At 52.2% G+C, this 17,782-nt stretch carries 21 protein-coding genes; 11 read left to right on the forward strand and 10 right to left on the reverse strand.

Translation table 11 applies throughout. The features are described 5' to 3' along the window. Window positions 1-14: 14 nt before the first annotated feature. Complete coding sequence (locus SA339_08265) at window positions 15-191, reverse strand: hypothetical protein (GenBank protein MDW5563206.1); 177 nt, start codon at window positions 189-191, stop codon at window positions 15-17. A 97-nt stretch (window positions 192-288) separates the two neighbouring features. Here SA339_08265 and SA339_08270 point away from each other — a divergent pair, with 97 nt between their 5' ends. Continuing rightward, window positions 289-510, forward strand: a complete 222-nt coding sequence (locus SA339_08270) for a hypothetical protein (protein ID MDW5563207.1) — start codon at window positions 289-291, stop codon at window positions 508-510. A 425-nt stretch (window positions 511-935) separates the two neighbouring features. Here SA339_08270 and SA339_08275 read toward each other — a convergent pair whose 3' ends face one another. The 6 genes from SA339_08275 to SA339_08300 form a co-directional block, all read right to left on the reverse strand. Continuing rightward, window positions 936-1,343, reverse strand: coding sequence for a hypothetical protein (locus SA339_08275; protein MDW5563208.1), 408 nt, complete (start codon window positions 1,341-1,343; stop codon window positions 936-938). A gap of 194 nt (window positions 1,344-1,537) precedes the next feature. Continuing rightward, a complete protein-coding gene (locus SA339_08280) occupies window positions 1,538-2,758 on the reverse strand; it encodes a hypothetical protein (protein MDW5563209.1) in 1,221 nt (406 codons plus the stop codon). Next, window positions 2,742-3,434 (reverse strand): hypothetical protein, encoded by a 693-nt coding sequence (locus SA339_08285; GenBank protein ID MDW5563210.1) that lies wholly within the window; start codon window positions 3,432-3,434, stop codon window positions 2,742-2,744. Before SA339_08285 ends, SA339_08280 begins: the two co-directional genes overlap by 17 nt. Then, window positions 3,431-4,198, reverse strand: a complete 768-nt coding sequence (locus tag SA339_08290; GenBank protein ID MDW5563211.1) for a hypothetical protein — start codon at window positions 4,196-4,198, stop codon at window positions 3,431-3,433. Before SA339_08290 ends, SA339_08285 begins: the two co-directional genes overlap by 4 nt. 17 nt (window positions 4,199-4,215) lie before the next feature. After that, entirely contained in the window at window positions 4,216-5,400 is a 1,185-nt protein-coding gene (locus tag SA339_08295) for a hypothetical protein (protein ID MDW5563212.1), read from the reverse strand. Next, window positions 5,397-5,732, reverse strand: coding sequence for a hypothetical protein (locus SA339_08300; GenBank protein MDW5563213.1), 336 nt, complete (start codon window positions 5,730-5,732; stop codon window positions 5,397-5,399). Before SA339_08300 ends, SA339_08295 begins: the two co-directional genes overlap by 4 nt. Before the next feature lie 243 nt (window positions 5,733-5,975). Between SA339_08300 and SA339_08305 the strand changes: the two genes are divergently transcribed. The 10 genes from SA339_08305 (at window position 5,976) to SA339_08350 (ending at window position 15,150) form a co-directional block, all read left to right on the forward strand. Then, window positions 5,976-6,659 carry a hypothetical protein gene (locus tag SA339_08305; protein MDW5563214.1) on the forward strand — a complete coding sequence of 228 codons (684 nt, stop codon included), beginning with the start codon at window positions 5,976-5,978 and terminating at the stop codon, window positions 6,657-6,659. Between the two features lie 43 nt (window positions 6,660-6,702). Beyond that, the gene (locus tag SA339_08310; GenBank protein MDW5563215.1) at window positions 6,703-7,344 is read left to right on the forward strand and encodes a CPBP family intramembrane glutamic endopeptidase; all 642 of its coding nucleotides are present in this window, start codon (window positions 6,703-6,705) and stop codon (window positions 7,342-7,344) included. A 1-nt stretch (window position 7,345) separates the two neighbouring features. Further along, the gene (locus tag SA339_08315; protein ID MDW5563216.1) at window positions 7,346-7,627 is read left to right on the forward strand and encodes a hypothetical protein; all 282 of its coding nucleotides are present in this window, start codon (window positions 7,346-7,348) and stop codon (window positions 7,625-7,627) included. Beyond that, entirely contained in the window at window positions 7,624-7,845 is a 222-nt protein-coding gene (locus SA339_08320; GenBank protein ID MDW5563217.1) for a hypothetical protein, read from the forward strand. Before SA339_08315 ends, SA339_08320 begins: the two co-directional genes overlap by 4 nt. 14 nt (window positions 7,846-7,859) lie before the next feature. Further along, window positions 7,860-8,441 (forward strand): hypothetical protein, encoded by a 582-nt coding sequence (locus SA339_08325; protein ID MDW5563218.1) that lies wholly within the window; start codon window positions 7,860-7,862, stop codon window positions 8,439-8,441. Then, on the forward strand, window positions 8,438-9,235 hold the full coding sequence (locus tag SA339_08330; protein ID MDW5563219.1) for a hypothetical protein: 798 nt from the start codon (window positions 8,438-8,440) through the stop codon (window positions 9,233-9,235). The genes SA339_08325 and SA339_08330 overlap by 4 nt, the downstream gene beginning before the upstream one ends. Continuing rightward, window positions 9,225-9,386 (forward strand): hypothetical protein, encoded by a 162-nt coding sequence (locus SA339_08335; protein MDW5563220.1) that lies wholly within the window; start codon window positions 9,225-9,227, stop codon window positions 9,384-9,386. The genes SA339_08330 and SA339_08335 overlap by 11 nt, the downstream gene beginning before the upstream one ends. Before the next feature lie 169 nt (window positions 9,387-9,555). After that, window positions 9,556-12,243 (forward strand): polysaccharide deacetylase family protein, encoded by a 2,688-nt coding sequence (locus SA339_08340; GenBank protein ID MDW5563221.1) that lies wholly within the window; start codon window positions 9,556-9,558, stop codon window positions 12,241-12,243. Next, a complete protein-coding gene (locus tag SA339_08345; protein MDW5563222.1) occupies window positions 12,240-12,518 on the forward strand; it encodes a hypothetical protein in 279 nt (92 codons plus the stop codon). The genes SA339_08340 and SA339_08345 overlap by 4 nt, the downstream gene beginning before the upstream one ends. A gap of 4 nt (window positions 12,519-12,522) precedes the next feature. Beyond that, window positions 12,523-15,150: a hypothetical protein gene (locus SA339_08350; protein MDW5563223.1), complete on the forward strand. Its 2,628-nt coding sequence runs from the start codon at window positions 12,523-12,525 to the stop codon at window positions 15,148-15,150. 20 nt (window positions 15,151-15,170) lie between these two features. Here the strand turns inward: SA339_08350 and SA339_08355 are convergent, their stop codons facing one another. The 3 genes from SA339_08355 to SA339_08365 form a co-directional block, all read right to left on the reverse strand. Then, a complete protein-coding gene (locus tag SA339_08355; protein ID MDW5563224.1) occupies window positions 15,171-15,431 on the reverse strand; it encodes a hypothetical protein in 261 nt (86 codons plus the stop codon). Continuing rightward, window positions 15,428-16,684, reverse strand: a complete 1,257-nt coding sequence (locus SA339_08360) for a hypothetical protein (GenBank protein MDW5563225.1) — start codon at window positions 16,682-16,684, stop codon at window positions 15,428-15,430. Before SA339_08360 ends, SA339_08355 begins: the two co-directional genes overlap by 4 nt. Before the next feature lie 68 nt (window positions 16,685-16,752). Further along, the gene (locus SA339_08365) at window positions 16,753-17,604 is read right to left on the reverse strand and encodes a hypothetical protein (protein ID MDW5563226.1); all 852 of its coding nucleotides are present in this window, start codon (window positions 17,602-17,604) and stop codon (window positions 16,753-16,755) included. Window positions 17,605-17,782 lie beyond the last annotated feature (178 nt).

Here is a 17,782-nt window from a genome sequence, read left to right on the forward strand (position 1 = left end):
CAGCGGAGCAGAGCTCACGCCGAAACCTCCCCGATTCCACGAATGGCCTTCTGGATGATCAGGCGCTTGCTGTTGGGGTCCTGTAGGATCTCATAGGAATCACCTTCCTGGCAGCCAATATAATCCAGGCCTTCGGCCGGTATGCGGCTGTTATAACGGTCCTTGACCTGGCGAACTCCTATCAGTTTCATTGCTCATAGTAATGGGCTTCTACGTATTTAATATATCTCATAGACTTTGAGATAACTATATCTATATTGGTATGAGAATAGTAATTAAATGTAGTAAATGGTATGGCGCATAAGAATGAAACTAAAACGTTTAGATGGTGTCTCGAAAGTTCAGGGGTTCAATCAGATCACAATAGTCAAGGATGCCAGGGAGATACTGGGAGCTACGAAGGGGGATACAATAGGTTTTTTTGAGATCGAAGGAACTCCAGGAATTGTCGTGATAGCGAAGGTAAGTGTCGTGATTTCGAGTGACTTTGAAGTAAAAGTTGACGATTGATCTCTTTTCGAGCATCCTCCAAAATTATTTTCATTTTTTCATCCGTGATGCTTATCTCAGGGAGTCTTTCCAAGTATAGTTCAAGACAAACAGTTTCAGAGTTCCCATCTTTTAGCGCGATTCTATATTTTGCTCGCAGTTTCAATTCCACGTCTAAAATATCATCAAATTCCAAACTCTCAACATCGCAGATCATTTTAGTCCTCCTCCAACTTTTTCGAACCCCCCCCCCCCCCTGGAAAGAATTGGAAAGGATTTCTAGACTCATAATTAGCTGGAACTCGGGAGGTTGGCCACGTACTTCCTTACGTCATTTTCAACGTATCATAAGAATTATTGAAATATAGATAGATATTTCTCCAAGAGGTCACCGAAAGTGAAAAAGACCAGGGAAAAAAGATGGATGAAAGTGTTTTAGAATAGGCTCATTCAAGCCACCTATCATAACTGTCGAGCGAGGTCCCGAACGGAATATCGACCTTAATATCATAGCTTGCAGTCTCAGCCGGAGCTAATGTGACCTTCAGAGTGTTCTCATAAGAATTAGTCCCGCTCAAGATCTTGACATGGATCGTCTTCATTCCAATGGCATCCCCGGTATTGGTTACCTTAACAGTTACCGTCGCATCTCCCCAAACACTCTGATCGATGCTCGAGGTGACGATCTGCAGGTTCGCCTTCGGGACATAGGTCGGAGTATCATCCGACGTGGATCCTGATCCTGAACTCCCGGAAGAATTGGCATTTGAAACGACCAGGAGAGTCGCGAATATGATCACGATCAAAAGCGCTACTACACCAATTACAAGGGCTGCAATGTGCAATGGTTTCAAGAGGCTTCCCCGATTGACTATTTTGATGGAAGCTTATCAAATTATATTTTCAATTATCACTCAAAAATCCTGCATATTTCCTATAATGTGGAGGCGCGCACGCATATTGCATGAAACTTATCACCAGTATCACCAATGGTTATAATTCAACATTTCAAACTTTTGCAAATTTCTAAATAGAAGTTAAAGTTTTATTATGTAACCCCCATCGCAGTTAGCCATCTGGATATGGTCGACTGATTCACCGGATGATCATCGAGTGAGACACATTCTGCGATCTGATTCTGCGTCATGATGCCTTTGACATAGCAGATCTTCGCGAACGCCATGTAATCTTGTTTTGTGATCTGCGACCGATCAAGGTTCAAAAAGTCAAGGATGAGCTTGAATGCATTGACCTCTTTTCCTTCCTTATACGCCATCTCTTCCTGTTCGATCAGATAATCATGCATCGCATCGATGTCGAGGTCATCAAGCCTGAACGAACCGGGGTGTCCGGTCTGGAACTTGAGCTTAGTTCCAGGGACCTGATAAACCATCTCATCGACCGTACTCATACCCTTGATCACAAAGTGAACTCTCATTATCTCTTTCTCTATCTTTTGAACATGCCATACACCCATTTCTTGAATGGCGGTTGGAACTTCTACCTCTCTTTGCGACAGCGCGATGATATTCAATCCGATCTTACGACATAGATAGAGAAGCTTCTTCAGATTGACCCAATCGCCCTTTGTGGCCTTTTCCTTGCTTACTACCTGCAGGAACTCATCCAGGAACGCGAAGGTAAGCTTTCCTTGGAATAGATTATTGATCGCAAGTTCGACCAGTCCGCGTAGGCCGAAAATCCTTGTTACTCCAGGAGGAGCATCTTTCATCACGATGTTGGTCGCTACGCATTGACCCATTTCGAGAACAAATTCCATCATCCGGCAGGCAAAATCACTCTTACCAACTCCCAAAGGCTTGCCCTTTGGTCCGCTGATATATCCGAATGATCCTGGCTCTTTGATGGCATCAGTGAAATATTCCTTGGAGCAATGCGAGAATATCCGTCCACGCTTAGACTTGGAAGGATAGACGCCCATAGCCGCTACCCTAGTCATTGGATCGAGAGATTGGAGGGTTTTATTCATCAAACCAAAGACCTTATCGATGAAAACACGCTGGAAGTCCTGATCATTATAATTATCCCTGAATACCCAGGAATCGCGATCAACATCCTTGGGGTCTGAATAGCTATAATTTATGAAGATGAGCATTTCCTCATAAGCTTTATCAGATGCAATGGTGCCAGCAAGTCTCACCAGCTTGTATCTGGTCCATTCATCTTCCTCAACCAATTGGAAGATCTCATCTAACGCTCGCTGTATCTGCAATCGAACTTCCATCATTTGCTCAGAAGCTTCGGCCATCTCCCCTCCTCTGGCGAAGCTTTTCCTCTTCACTCAGCATCTTTTCGGCTCGAGGCCTTTCAGCTATGATATTTACAATCTCCTCTGGTTTAATATAGGAGGTAAGATAGGCCAGCTTCATAACCTTGTAATAGAGCTGCCTGGCGGTGCAATTGATACTTCTATAGCCATTCTCTTTTTGAGCATCAAGGGCCACGGCATAGTCTTGGATATTGCACACCAATTCACTATTCTTGACCTCGCTCAAGCTTGCCTTTTCTTCTTTATTCTCTCTGCTTGATACATAGCCGAAGACCTTCATTTCTCTTGAATCATTGACTCCTGCTTGGTCCGATCCAACAGTAACGATGTTGCAAGCATTCATCATATCTTCGATCTCATCGAATAATCGGCGCCACTCTGGATGCTTCTCTTCATTTCCAAGAACCAGAGGAGCTAAAACCGACATGATAAAGGAGGTCGACATCGTACAGCGATGGTTGAGTTCCTGTTCACTCTTGGATTCGGCGATCCATATGTGGCTAGTCATGATCATAGCTTTAGTTGCATCAAAATTAAAATCATCATGACTCATCGCCGCCAGCACTTGCATGTATCTTAGGAAAGTGGAACTTTCCTGAGCCGTCTGGATAGTAGGGAAAGGTAAGACGGATTGAGGCTGATTGCCAGCTTTCATCTTTCCTCAACCCCCTCTTCCTCTTCTCTTGGAGCATCCCAGCGCTTTCGTTCCACGCTAGTACCTCTACTAGCGAGCATCGCACGTTCGTGCGCGCCAGCCTGATAGATGCTTCCCTTATTGATCGAGTCAAGTTGCTTCTGTAGGGATGAGATCGTGGAATTGGCCTGCTCCCATAAGGATCTGAAATACTTCTCTTCCTTCTGAATGGCGGTCAGCTTCTTCCGGTTCTCATGTGGCGCCCAGAACACCGCAATCGGCCCTTCCGGATCGAAGGCTACGCTCTGCACCATGGTCTTGATTTGCTCCGGGAGCCATTCGAAAGGCTTGTACTTCCCTCCCGGCCGGACATTCATCTTGTACCAATCGGGAGATGAAAATATCCAGACATTGGTCTCCTCTCCTGGTATGGTGACCAAGCAATCGTCGCGGACCACTAGGCAGCCATGTTTCTTCCCTCCCTTGATATAATACGGACCCTGGCACCCATTGGCCAGGAATAAATGAAAGGTATGAGGGTCCTCATCCTTTGCACCTGGAAGTTCTACACTCGCCATAGGCTGATCTGTGCATATCGAGGTATGAATTCCGAAGGCCTCGGCATGGCAGCTATGTTTTCTCGCAACCTCCAGGCCCCACAGGCCGAATAGGATGAAGATGAGAGCGATCATTCCAAGGAAGAGAAGACTGGATACCTGAGTCTTCGGGTACGGGAAGATGAAAGTTATGATGAATAGCCCTAGCATTCCAAGGCCGATCAGCAATAGAGCGGTCCAGTTCCTCATTGCCCACCCTCCTGCTCAATAGGCTTCTTAGGCTTGGCCGGCGCGCGCTTACGTGGCGCAGCTGACTTCTTCGTCTCCTTGGGCTTGGTGACCTTGGGCTTAGGCTTCACCTCTTCCTTCGCCTCTTCGATCTCCTCCTCAACCTCAAGCTCCTTGACGCTCACATGATCATCATTCATAGGATCCTCTCGGAACAATGGCTTTCTCTGCGGTCTCTGGGGTCTCGGCCTCGGCGGAGGTCGGGAAAGAAGCCGCTTCAATAATCCTGGCTTGGTCGGCTCCTGAACTTCGACCTCCTCAATTGCATCCTCAACCACCTTTTTCTTTGGAGCCTTGATCTCGCTCTCTCCTACGTCCTTCTTGATCTCGATCGGATTAAGGGGAAGAACCACACCCTTCTGCGCTGGGTCCGGACTCGGCACTACCACATATCCATTGTCGACCGGCTTTCCTTCCTTGAGCAGCTGAGCCCTTAACCGCTCCATCTTAGCCTTCATGCCATCATGAAGGAAGGTCATCTCACCATCCGGAGGTGGGTTCATTAACAGGTACCATGTCGCCTTGATCGAGGACTCGAGGCCCTGAGCTCTCTTCATCGCCGACCAGTTCCAGTTGCGCCAATCCTTCCGGTTCACCCAGACATACGCCATTGTTCCGCCTGCGAAGAATAAGGTCATCAGGCCGAACCACTTGATCTGCTCAAGATTGTCATTCAGCAAGGCAACCTGCTTGGCATACTCCAGGGTGATATTCTGCTGTCTCTGATACTCGGCCTCCAATGCCGCTATCTTGGCCTTGCTCCAAGTCTCATAATCGAATAGGACGCTGATGGTGCAATTAGCGACCTCTGTACCATCCAGGGAGACTGAAGCGTAGTAGGTTCCGGCAACCGCGCTGATCGGGATGGTAATATTCACCGTGGCCAATCCTCTTGGGTCAAGCTGCGCGAACTCCTCCCCGATCTCGATGCCCTGGCTAGAATTGTCTCCGGAAGTCAAGGTAACGAAAACATAGCTCATCGGTGTACCGCTGATGGCGAAGGACACGTTATCGCCGATGAAGGCGAAGTCTGGAGTAGGCTGGACGCTGAAGCTATAAGTTCCGGTAGCGGCCGATGCTGGCGGCGTGACAAATACTACAGCGAGAGCAATGGCCATCAAGGCGATCAGAGAGCGCTTCATCTCTTCTCACCCTCCACGATCAAAAAGGCCTGAAGCGTAGCCATGGGATTACTAGATAAGATCAGACAATAATCGCTCATCTTCTCGAAGAAATCCCTTATTAGCGCCCAATCATCCTTTCTGATGTCGGCCTCATACTTCACGCTACCAAGGGTTGTGATGAGGTTCTGGCTAACTTCCGATAGATGCTGGAGCTGGCCCAAAGGACCGCCGTACAATTTTAATGCCTCCGGGATCAAGGCATGAAAGAGAATGAGCGAATCTGAATCCTTCAGCTCGAAATTGCTCTGGAAGACCCGCATCTGTTTGATCGCCCTGGGGTCCCATTGCATTCGATAATGGAAGGATGGTGCCTCTTCAAAACCCTGGGGGCTATTAAAAGTCATGAATAGTACAGCAAATAATTAACTATTTTAAATTATAGGCACTTAGGCTATAGTGTATAAGTGTTTTGCGGTACTTCCTTTAATTTTCACCATAAGTCATTAAAAAATAAAGCAAGTATTATATACTAAGGGAGTTCGCTCCCCCGCCCAACGAATGCTCTCCGTCGGGGAGCGGGATAGTGAAAGAAAATGGATCTCTTGTTCGGTTTGACCGCCGGAGCGATGCTCTTCCTTGGCGTAGTCGTCTTCCTTATCGGGTGGATCGGGTTCGGTATCCCCAAGAAGTACGGCTCGTGGATCAAGGTAATCGGCGGAATAATGGTCCTCATTGGCGCTGGGGCTTATGTTGGACTCATCGGCACTAGCGGCACTCCCCAGGCCACGATCGAAACCGCGACCTACGACATCGGCTACACCGAGTCCCAGGCCTGGCAGACCTATGATTCTGAGACCCACGTGATCACGGTCGCCATGAACTACAACCTGACCAACAAGGCCTTCGTTGGCGGGACTGGCTCCATTACCGGCGTCTTCGCCCTCACCAGGTCCGATGCTCTGACCACCGATGCCAGCGCTCTCGGTACCCTCGGCAACGTGGCCATGGTCGATGTGACCGGCGCCTCTCCTGAGCCCATCCTGGCCCAGAACTCCGACAACTCCTACCAGTTCGTCTGGACCAAGGCCTCTGGCGCCACCGTTCACCCTGATGTCTCCGTGCTCGTGCCTGCCGGCGATAGCGTCAATGTGACCCTGACCGTCACCTTCAACGCTGATGCCGTGGACGCGATGGCCCACTACGAGACCCAGGACGTGACCTTCACCCTGGCCGGTGAGCAGTTCACCATCCACGCGATCCTGGCCACCGTGGCATAAACCCCTTCCCTCTAACTCTTTTTCAAACGAGGGAGACGTATGCATGAGCGACCAGGGTGTGAAGGTACTAACGAGAGTGGCAAACTCGGAGTTCGCGTTTGTCCTATCGGTAGCCCAGCTGGTCGCTCTGATACCGCTCAGGATCTACCTGCCAGACCTGGACTGGAATGTAGCGATAACCTACATGCTGATCCCGGTTCTCCTGACGTACTACGGGAAGCGGCTCCCGGACCTCATTCGGGGCGTCCGGCTGGTCGACATCATGTGGTATGGCACCATCGCGTTCACCCTTACCACCGTGGTCACGCTCTACCTCTTCCGCGTAGTTTTAGGCACCACGCTAGGAACCCTGAATCCGCTGGAAGCGACCAGCGTGATAGCGACGCAGGTATTGTTCGTGGCTCCGAGCGAGGAACTGGCCTTCCGGTTCGCCGTTCCTTCATGGTTGAGGATGAAGTTCCCGAGGTCCTGGAAGTTCACCCCGATGCTGATAGCCTCGGCGACCTTCGCGCTCTTCCATTATACGGCCTACGCGGGCTCGTGGACCTCGATACTGATAGCGTTCATCATAGGACTGATCTGGGCGCTGGCTTACAGCCGATGGGGGCTCGGCGCCACAATAGGATCCCACTGCGCTTACAACCTGGTCGTTGCCGGCATGTGGTCACTCATCGGAGGTCTCTGACATGAGTTCTGCAATGTCGTTACTCGGAAGCTCAAAGCTCCTGATTGTACTCTTGGTGCTGGGAGCCATCTTCTCATGGGTAGGTCTGGCCTTCTTCGGAGTGGCCATCCTATCGGCTGCGATAATAGGGGCGCTGATCGGGATATTCATTCCCGCCATCCTCATCCTGGTGGCCTTCCTGGTGCTGATCGGCATAGTCCCGACACCCGGCTGGCAAATGAGGATGATCATCAGCATTGGACTGATCATAGTCGCCTGGATCATCTCCAAGGGGATAATATGAGCATCTGGCCGATAAGCTGGTTCGAAGGCGCGGTCCAGAGCCAGACTGACCACATGATGTCGATGATAATACTCGTCGTGGTCGGACTTTTCATCGCTGTGGCTGGGCTCGCGATCGTGGCAAGGAAGATCCCCGTCCCTGGAGGCATCTGGGGCCAGTACATAGTCGGCTTCGGGGTCACCATCTTCGGGCTTCTAATGGCAGCGGGAGTGATGTGATGATACCAAAGAGGATGAAAGACAGGAAAGGAGCGATGGGGCTGGCGGTCTCGGCCCTCATCGTGATCATGATAGTCATCATCGCTGGGCTGACCATGTACGTCATTGCCGGTGATGTTCTGACCGGCAATCCGGATGACGATACGCCATATAAGCCTGGAGACAACAGCACCTCGGCGCCGATCTTCGCCTACTTCACCGTAGTTGCTCACTGCAAGTTCGATAACTCGCAGTACGACAACCACGTGATCTACGGACTCAACTCGATCGACGTTACCTGGAACTCCGATCCGTCAAGCGAGAGCATGACCATCTTCGATGGCTTCGGAAAGCTGGCCGACTGGTTCACGGCGCATGATGCGAAGTACAAGGTGACATACAAAGTCACGTCTCCGGCTGAGGCGGGTTATTCAAAGACATATACCGCAACTGGAGAACAGCACGTTGGAGCCTTACAAAGCAAGAATGTTGATGTCTCCATGCCTGGCTCTCCCGGGATTCGCTACGAAGGCCCATACACTGTTCTGGTGACGCTCTTCGATGGCGATGGCAATGTTGTGAGCTCCCTATCCAAGACTGTGCAGGTGACGAAATGAAGCGACTCTTCCTAGTAATTGGCGCCATTCTGGCGATCGCCATCCTTGGTTTCGCTATCCTAGGTCCCGCATTGACCAAGGGGGCCAGCGATGCATGGGATGATCTCAACGGGAAAGATGAATCGGTCCAGGCCACCGCGACCATCTATATCGCCGATGGTAGCGGCAATATCATGACCGCTGATGTTCCCATCGGTGATGCTACTCCAGGAGAAGCGATGATGCTGGCTTTCGGGCAGGGCATCAGGGGAGTTCAGTTCGAACCGCTTTCGTACTCTGCATCCACCTCTAAGCTGTGGTTCACCGGCGTCAACTATCAGATCTGGGGCGTGGTCAATGCCCAGCTGACCAGCAATAATGCCCAGTTTACTAAGGTATCAGCGACCTTCACCGGGCTCTCTGGTGCTACCCAGCGCGATGCTCCAGGTGTCTCTCCGAATCACCTTACCAGCGCCTACAAGATGCTGGGAAAGGATAAGTCGACCTCATCCTTCACCGTCACCCAGACCAGCGGCCTGGGCAATGGTGCGACCGTCAGCCTTAACCAGGATACAAAGGCCTCGGATGATTCGGATAGGTTCTGTTACTTCAGCGACTCCGTTAGCACTTCGATCCTCAGCGGGGATTACGTCGATGGTTCGATGATAAAGGTGAAGCTGGAGGTCTACGGCACGACTCCGGATGGCCAGCAGAGCTACAACTACTATAACGCGGACATCCTGATCAGCGCTAGCAGCTGGGATAGCGGCTATGTCTCGGCCTCGATCACCGGAATGAGCGCAGGTGGTATCTGAGGTCGGCATGGCCTACTTCAAGGAGCGCGAAAAGGAGATCGCGCGGTTCGATCTCCCGGACCGTCAGCGGGAAGTAAGGAAGATCCAGGAACAACATGCCGAGAAGCATTCGGGAAAGGATCCTCCGATACCAAAGGAGCGGAGGCTATGATCTCGGATCATGCCTCTCAAACCCCTTTCATTTTAATCCTACCTAGACGATATACTTTTCTAGGGGTGGGGAAATGAACTTTTCCAGAACATTCGCTCTAACCATCCTGGCAGTTCTATTGCTGTCAGGTTTCGCTTGCTTGATGGTCGCTCCCAGCGGGATCTCTCCCATGGGGAATGCCAGCGCAACCACGGCACATGGTGGTTACCTTTGCATCACCTTCGATGATGGCACTCAGGGAGAATATGATAATGCATTTGGAACGCTGTCATCATATGGAATTCCTGCAACCGTTTACATGCCTTCTGATTTTGTCGGGATGGATGGGCGCCTGACCGCTTCTGAACTCATCGAGATGCAAGATGCAGGATGGGAGATCGGAAGCCACGGCAAGACCCATACCGACTTCACCAATCAATCAGCCGAGACTTATACAGCGGAGATGGCCGACTCCAAGGCCGCTCTAACGGCACTCGGGCTGAACGTGGTCTCTCTGGCCTACCCTTTCGGGGGCAATAACGCAGCCATACGCGCTACTGCTGCCACTTACTATGAGAGGATGAGGACCGCCAATGATTATGAGATCTACCAGAACCACTTCACCTCATCGGTCCGCAATGTCGGCGTAGTATTCCCAACCACCATCACCGATGTCAATGCTGAGCTGGATCGTGCCATCGCCACCAACTCATCGATATGCTTCATCTATCATCAGGTCCTGGCCGGGGGGGTCATCGACGGCACATCGTACACAGTAACCCAGCTCTCCGATGCCGTGATAGCCAAGGAGACCGCCAACGGCCTGCAGGCTCTCAGGTTCAGGGACCTGAGCAGCATTGGCACTACCGATATATGCGAGTGGGTAGCGACCGCCGATGGCGTCTTCTCCAACGCTGCCAATTGGGCCGATGGCGTAGTTCCAACCACCGGCAAGAACATACTGCTCTCTTACAGATCCAACAAGAATATCACCTTCGATACTGCCATCACTCTCGGCGACATCTATGGCACGATCGATTATACTGGCTCTCTGATCCAGGGGTCGGTCGCGCTTCACTATCGGAGCATGAACATGGCCGGAGGGGTCTACACTCCGAGCAGCACGGCCGCTTACACCAACATCTGCGATAATCAGCTGAGGCACCGTGGCACTATCGGCAACAATGGTTACCTGACCATCAACGGGGTCGGCGTCGATCTCAATTCCGGCGCTACCTGGACCTCCCTGACGGTCAACGGCGCCATTCGATTACAGCAGACCTGCGGTTACAAGACCCTGCATGTCGCGTCCGGAGCCAGCATCAGCATCATTGCCACGAAGAACTTTATCCTCAATACCGGAGGAACCTTCGACAACCAGGGTACCATCAATGGTCCGGGTGGCGTGGTCTTCTACGTCACCGCAAACTACAACGTGAATCTAGGGGTCATCAACGCGCCGATACGCTTCAACGCGCCTTCCTTCACTTCCAGTTCCTATACCGCCTCGCTCTCGGCGAATGCGGTCATGGGGAGTACCTTAGGAGTGGATTCGAGCCATGCCTCGAGGACCGCAACCCTGGATGTCAATGATAAGGACATCAGCTGTACGGGAGTTTCAGTAACCGTAAGAGCGGTCATGATGGGCGGTACCGGGACCATCACCGATAGCGGCAACTGGGATACCAGCGCCGGTACCTGGACGCCGGAAAGCTCCAAGCTCATCTTCACCGGGACCAGCGCCACGGTCAAGACCGCTGCCGCCCAGACCTTCTATGATCTCACCGTAGCAGCCGGCGCTTCCGTGACCCTGCAGAGCGATGTGGTGGTCACCCATGCCTTCCATCTCAATGGCACGATCAATAAGAACGGCCATAATCTGACCGTCCCGGCCGGATACGAGAACCAGATCACCAGCACCCCTACCTATAACGTGGCTCAGGATGCGGCCTATTCCTACACTCCGACCGCCAACCAGGTAGGGACGTTCAACGCTACCAGCTCAGCCTCATGGCTCACCTGGGATGGCTCAAAGCTGGTCGGAACTCCCAACGCCGGCGATGTCGGTTCGGTCAACGTCGATGTATCCTTCACCAATGGGGTCTCGACCGTCCACCAGCTCTACACCATGAATGTAACCAATGTGGCGCCGGTCTTCACCGTCGACCCCATCGACAGCTGGAGCTACGGAAATACTTATCTCTTCGATGCCCAGACCAATGAGGAGGGGCTTGGAGTAACCTATTCCTTCACCACCAGCAGCACATCGATGGACTTCTGGATAGAGCCGGACAGCGGGGTATTGAGGGCGCACATAACCGACGTGAACGATACGCAGATCTCGATCATCGCCAACGATGGTCATGGCGGGATCGCATACCAGAACTACACTCTCCATGTGACCTCTGCCCCTTGGGATCACGAGATCACCATCCTCTATACTGAGGGTCTGAACTACCGCGTCAGCTTCGATTTCGCCATGAACGACAGCGCGAAGGGGAGCATCGATCGCATACAGTGGAACTTCGGCGATGGAAACGGCTCGAGGGATATGACCCCGGTTCACACCTATGACCAGCCGGGAAAGTACCTGATCACATGCTGGGTCCGTCTTACCGATGGCACTGCCAGCGCCAAGAGCATGGAGATATCCGTAGGCGATCCGCAGACCGTCGCCAACATCGATAATGCGGTCATGGAGAAGCTTACCCAGGCGCTCTATATGGTCGCCTTGGTGGTCGTGGCCGGCGCTGTTCTGATGTTCGCCTATGCTCGCTACTCTGGACTTCGCGGACGATTCAATCAGATGGTCCTTTACCTGATAGCGGTTGGCATCGTGGCCATCTCCATCATCATCGTAGGAGGTGCATTGATATGAAGAGACTTGGATCCGACAATGGCGCTTTCATCCTCAACATCGGATGGCTGGCCCTAATATCATATGCCGTGATAACGGTGTGCAGCATCAGCGTGTACCTGCATCATGCCGATCTCCTGCAGGATACCTTCATGGCATCGGTCTACTCATGGTCCTGGCTCATCTTTGGCCTCTGCATTGGGTTTTCAGTTGCCTCAAAAATCACGGATGCACGAATCTGCATCCTACTCATGGGAATTGCCTGCTCTGTCTGGTATTTCGTGGTCATGGGGTGATGGCGTGAGGAAGAGCATAGCGATCGCCCTGGTCGCCCTCCTCATGGCCTCTTCGCTCCTGATCATCGGCCCGGGAACGCAGCAAGCCAGCGCCAGCTCTACCACCATAGTTTACAGCACTTCGCAGGATGGAGCGATAGGCACCAACTATACTACTGATGTTCCTTTCGAATTCTACACTACAGGCACCAGGATGAACCTGGGGCCGTTCACAGCCGATTTCTATGGTAGAGGCTATTTCTTCTTCGATCTGACCTCAATAGTGCCATCGGGAGCGGTTGTAGATTCGGCGACGCTTAATCTGCACTTCGCCAGCGTTTCAGGCACCAAGAGCATGGCGGTATATTCTGGCAATCTGGGCTCGACTCTGGATCTCTCGGACTGGGGGCAGGGAGTTACCAACGGCACTTATCTCGGAACCGCTGTGATGTCCGGGACCTCTGGATGGACCTCGATCGACATATCCTCATCATCCATCACATCCTCCATGCTGGGTATCGAGATGGCCATGGTGAATGAGAAGACCTTCTGGAATTCTGCTGGGATCCATACATCAGAGGCCGAAGTAACCTACAGGTCCTATCTCTCCATAACTTATCATTTCGTTGGATCCCTAACTTACCAGTTGTCGGGGGGCGGTCAGTATGGGTCATCCATACCGCCGATCGTGAGCGCCTATAACAGCACCCATGATACCTACCTCTTCGAGTTCGACACCTGGACCGGAGTTAATAACGTCACGATAGCCAAAGGAAGCTCATCCTGGGCGCTGCTAGCATCAACTCCCCAGGCTACGAGCGTCACCGATAACGCGACAGTGATCAAGCTTACCGGAGTGGTGTCTCCAGCTACCTATCGCGTTTATGTGAGCGTTCCAAGGACTTCCATGAGCACGATCCATGTCGGCACCTACGTATCGAGCACAGGGGAGGGTCTGGCCTTTGAGACATTCCATATGAGGTATTGTCTCGGATTGACGTACAATGCTTCGGCGGCGCAGGAGATCGTCGATGCGAACTTCCTGGTGCCATACGGTCCTAGCTACACCATCGCCGTGCTGGATTACTTCGGGAACGTGATAGCGACACAGAGCTTCGTGGCCAGCGCTGATGTCAAGTACATCAGCATACCGCTGGACATCTACAGCTTCAAGAGCTATAACCAGCAGGACGATTTCGCGCGGTTCAGGATCTACTACAACAATACCGGCGATCCCCTGAGCTTCTATCTTGCTCCCCAGGAGACCGTAGAGCGGTTCCTGCGTCCAGGCGCTTATACCGTGGTAGTTACGAACTACCCGGCCGCAGTGGCCGCTACCAGTCAATACTTCAACCTCACGATCTCTGATGCCGAGTTCCTGATGTTGAACGGCACCACCATAAGCCGGGTCATCAGCGATGTCGCCGGCGTCATGGCTCTACAGCAGGTCATAACTGCCGCTGTGACCCCAGATATGGTCTTCATACGCGAGAACATGCCCTCGGTGCCTACGGAGGCGGTAGAGTACATCCATCCATGGAGCGTGTTGACCGCTACGAGAGAGCAGGACGGCACCGGGACCAGCATCGCTCTCGGCCTGCCTTATCCCAATGTCGCCGGCACTACGTACACGATCATCAGCGATAAGGTCTACATCTCCGGACAGTACGCTACGTCCATCTGGGTGAACGATACCGCCGGCACCTCGATCTATACGGCGGCGAACCTGCCCAGCTCCATCACTCTGGCCGGTCAGAACGTTACCATCGAGTCCAGCGCCCCGATCACCGCGCAGAGGGTGACCGAGTTCCGTTCGGAGACGCTGTTCTACTGGCAGTTCTTCACTACCCAGAAGAAGTATGATGTGACGCTCTCGATCAATGACACGATGGCCCAGGACCTCAAGGACCTTAACTGGTTCGTGGGATGGCCGGAGAACCGTTCCGTCGATCTCAGCTCGGTCAAGGTCTACGACGTGGATAACGATGTAACCCTGGTCGCCGGACTGAATTATGACGTGACCACGGCCGGGATAAGGTTCCACTTCGACAGCCTTTTAGCCGGAGCCTCGAGGACGTTCCAGATAACCTGCTATGACAGCAACACCACCAGCGGGCAGAGCGTCCCGATGATCTACGTCGACATAGCCGATGATACGACCTTCGAGGGCACCGAGTATCAGCACTGCCATGCTTCCTGGACATCGAACTACAGCGCTACCTACGAGGGCCTGCTTAACATAAAGCTCGACATCACCGGCTCCCAATACATCAAGAGCGCCAGCGTGGTAGTGGTCGACGCCACCAATAACCGCCAGCTGGACCCCACCGAGTATTATGTCAGCGGGAACATCGTGACCATCAATCACGCCATGGTCGCGACCGGAGCGGTGCAGGCCTATGACGTGTATTTCAAGATGGACTACGCGCAGGGAAGCGGCTGGAGCATCACCGAGCCGCTGATGATCCTGCCCGGAGGCTTCCCCATAACCGGCCAGTTCATCGGTCTCGCGGCCATCCTGGTCGTAGCCGCGTTCACCGTTATGGACTATCTGAAGTATGGCAGCATCTCGAAGATCTGGGGAGGGCTACTGATCACCACGGTCTCCATCGTGATGATCGTGTTCATGCTCTATGGGGGCGTTATAGCATGATCCGACCCAAATTAAACCCCTTACCCTTCCATCTTTTTAATGTCCCTGATGTTGATCGATGCCCTCTTTATCTCGATCGAGAAGGTCATGATGAGGGCTTGAGCGCATATTCTGTCATGTCCGCAGGCTAGGCAGTAGCGAGAGCCTGTGGCATGGTGACCGAAGCACTTTTTTGGCTCGTAAGTCTGGGATTTTTTCTGTATTTTCAGCTCGATCCTGGGCACTTCCTGATTATTATCCATGATCATGATGGAAAGTGCCTCCGAAGGTGCCTTTTTCAAGCGCTCACCGCCAAGATCCCGAACTTGGTCGCTAGCATGAGCGCGGCGAAACCTGTAAGGACGACGCCCAGAGCTAGCACCCTGGAGCGCCGCTTATAGGTTCCTATCATTGCTACGGCAATTCCTCCGGCCATGAGATAGTAAGGGACCTCTCCGGCCGCTCCTATGTTGTACAGGTTCGGGATGCTGTTGACGATCGCGCCAGCGCCGCTCCCGCCGCTACCGTTCCCCGGGGTGATGTGCTGAGCATCGAGAAGTGATCCTCCGGTGTAGGGGTAGTTGTTCATCGGGTTCATGACCATGGAAGTTATGGCCTGCCCCCCATTGGCGAAGATCCTCGACTCGGCATAGGTCCAGCGAACGTAAGTGTTTCCGGCATTGTAGCCTAGCTCTGACCAGTAGAGAGGAATGCCATCGTTCTCGGCCCAAGCCTCTGGATCGGCGAACAGATACTCATCGGTCGCGGTCGCATAGTAATGACGAGAAGCGATCTCCCATCCAACCTTTCCTGTGGCTAGGTCGAAGTCGCTCTGACCCCATCCGAACATGGCACCCTGGCCGGCAACGCCCATGGTGCGGGGCTGCGCTCCTGAGATCTTGGTTGCCGAGCATACCGCCTTCTCCCAGGAGTTTATGCCATTCTTACCGTTGTGGGATGCCCAGTAGGAGTAGTAAATGGCGTCGTAATCCGGCTCATTCCAGAGATCGAACATCCCGATGCCGTCCTCTCCCTTGACGGCGCTTATGGTCGACTTAACATAGGTGATGTAGCCAGAGTAGGCGCTCGAGGAGGTATCGAAGGCCGATCCGCTCCCGCCGAAGGTGAAGGTATCAGTCTCGGCGGTCCCGGCCATTACCAGGCAGATCCACACGCCATGATCGGCCGCTTGCCTTGCCATGGTCTTCAGGAGGGTGAAGTATTCGCTCTGATGGTTGGCCCAAGCATCATACTGGATTGACGATCCCCACTTATCGCCGGCTCCGATGCGGACCAGGTTCATTCCATAGTAATTGCACAGAGCGAAATATTGATGAAACAAGGTCTCGGCGTCGCCGTTCTGGGTGATGGTTCCTTGGGGTCCCGGAAAATTCTGGTTCTTACCACGATAAACAGCCTGGTCCTCAATGTAAGACAATATGGCGAACTGCAGGACTGTGGTATCACATACCCCATAGAGTTCATCCGATAGCTTGGAGCCATCGACGGTCAGCGTGTGGCCGCTGGTTCCGATCCTTGCCGCCTGCACGTCCATCGGAATAGAACAGAGTAAGAGGACTAAGCAGAGTATGATGGCAAGAGAAGAAGCCAACCGATTGTGGCTCATGGGTTCACCTTGAAGGGCCACCAACTCCTTACCTCGGTCGCTTCGCCAATATAAATTCCCAGAGGGGCCTTGGAGATCTTATTGAGATGAAGGAATCCTTCTTGATGAAGATCGGCATCACCGAAAATCGTATCCGTTGTTAGGTGGCATTTACCATCGCCACCCTTATTCATGATGCAATGTGCATCATTGATGTGAGTTCCGCCGAGATCTGTTCCTGAGACTGGATAGTGATCGACCGCTCCGAAGGCATGACCGATCTCATGGGCAGCACACCATCGCCAGTAATGGTCGGTGATGTAGTAGCTAACTCCATCGTTGGAGAAGCCCAAGACGACCCTGGCCCCCCCATAAGTATTCATGTTGCGTGGTCCGTGGACGGCCCATACAATAAGGTCGGCGGAATCGTAGATGGATGAGAATTTATCCTCATTGTAGCGTACGAATGAGTCGACGATCTGAGTGCTTCCGTCGCTCGGATCTAGCTGATCGACATAAAGCTGAGTGACTTTGTAATCATAATAGGAAAAGGACATATGCACGCCGTATTTTTCATAAAATTGCTGGACGGAATATTCGCCAGCGATGGGTGTTTCCATTATGTTCTTTAGAGCATTGATCGCGGCCGGATCCTTATTGACTCCATAATAGAGGTAGACCACCGCGACCTTTACTTTGCCATCAGATACATCGACCGAATAGCTATCGGAACTCTTGGCCAGAAGACAGTATGCTCCAAAGGCTCCACCAATGAGCAATATTACGATAATGATAGCCACCAGTGGCGCTAGTGCTTTTGAGTTCCCCCACTTCTTGATCTTTAAAGCGGGCGCTGAACGGCGATGCATGGTAGTAAATATACTCCACAGTTATAATTTATTATTGGTGGTTATATCCTTTATATATTGAAATTATAACCTATAACTGTGGGGAATATTGATTCGGAATAGTTATCAGAGTAGCTAGGATAGGTTGCGGTAGTGTTGTTCGATTCGTTCTCCACGTGATCGATCACAATGACCAGCT

This window comes from Methanomassiliicoccus sp., from assembly GCA_033485155.1.
Taxonomy (GTDB): Archaea; Thermoplasmatota; Thermoplasmata; order Methanomassiliicoccales; family Methanomassiliicoccaceae; genus UBA6.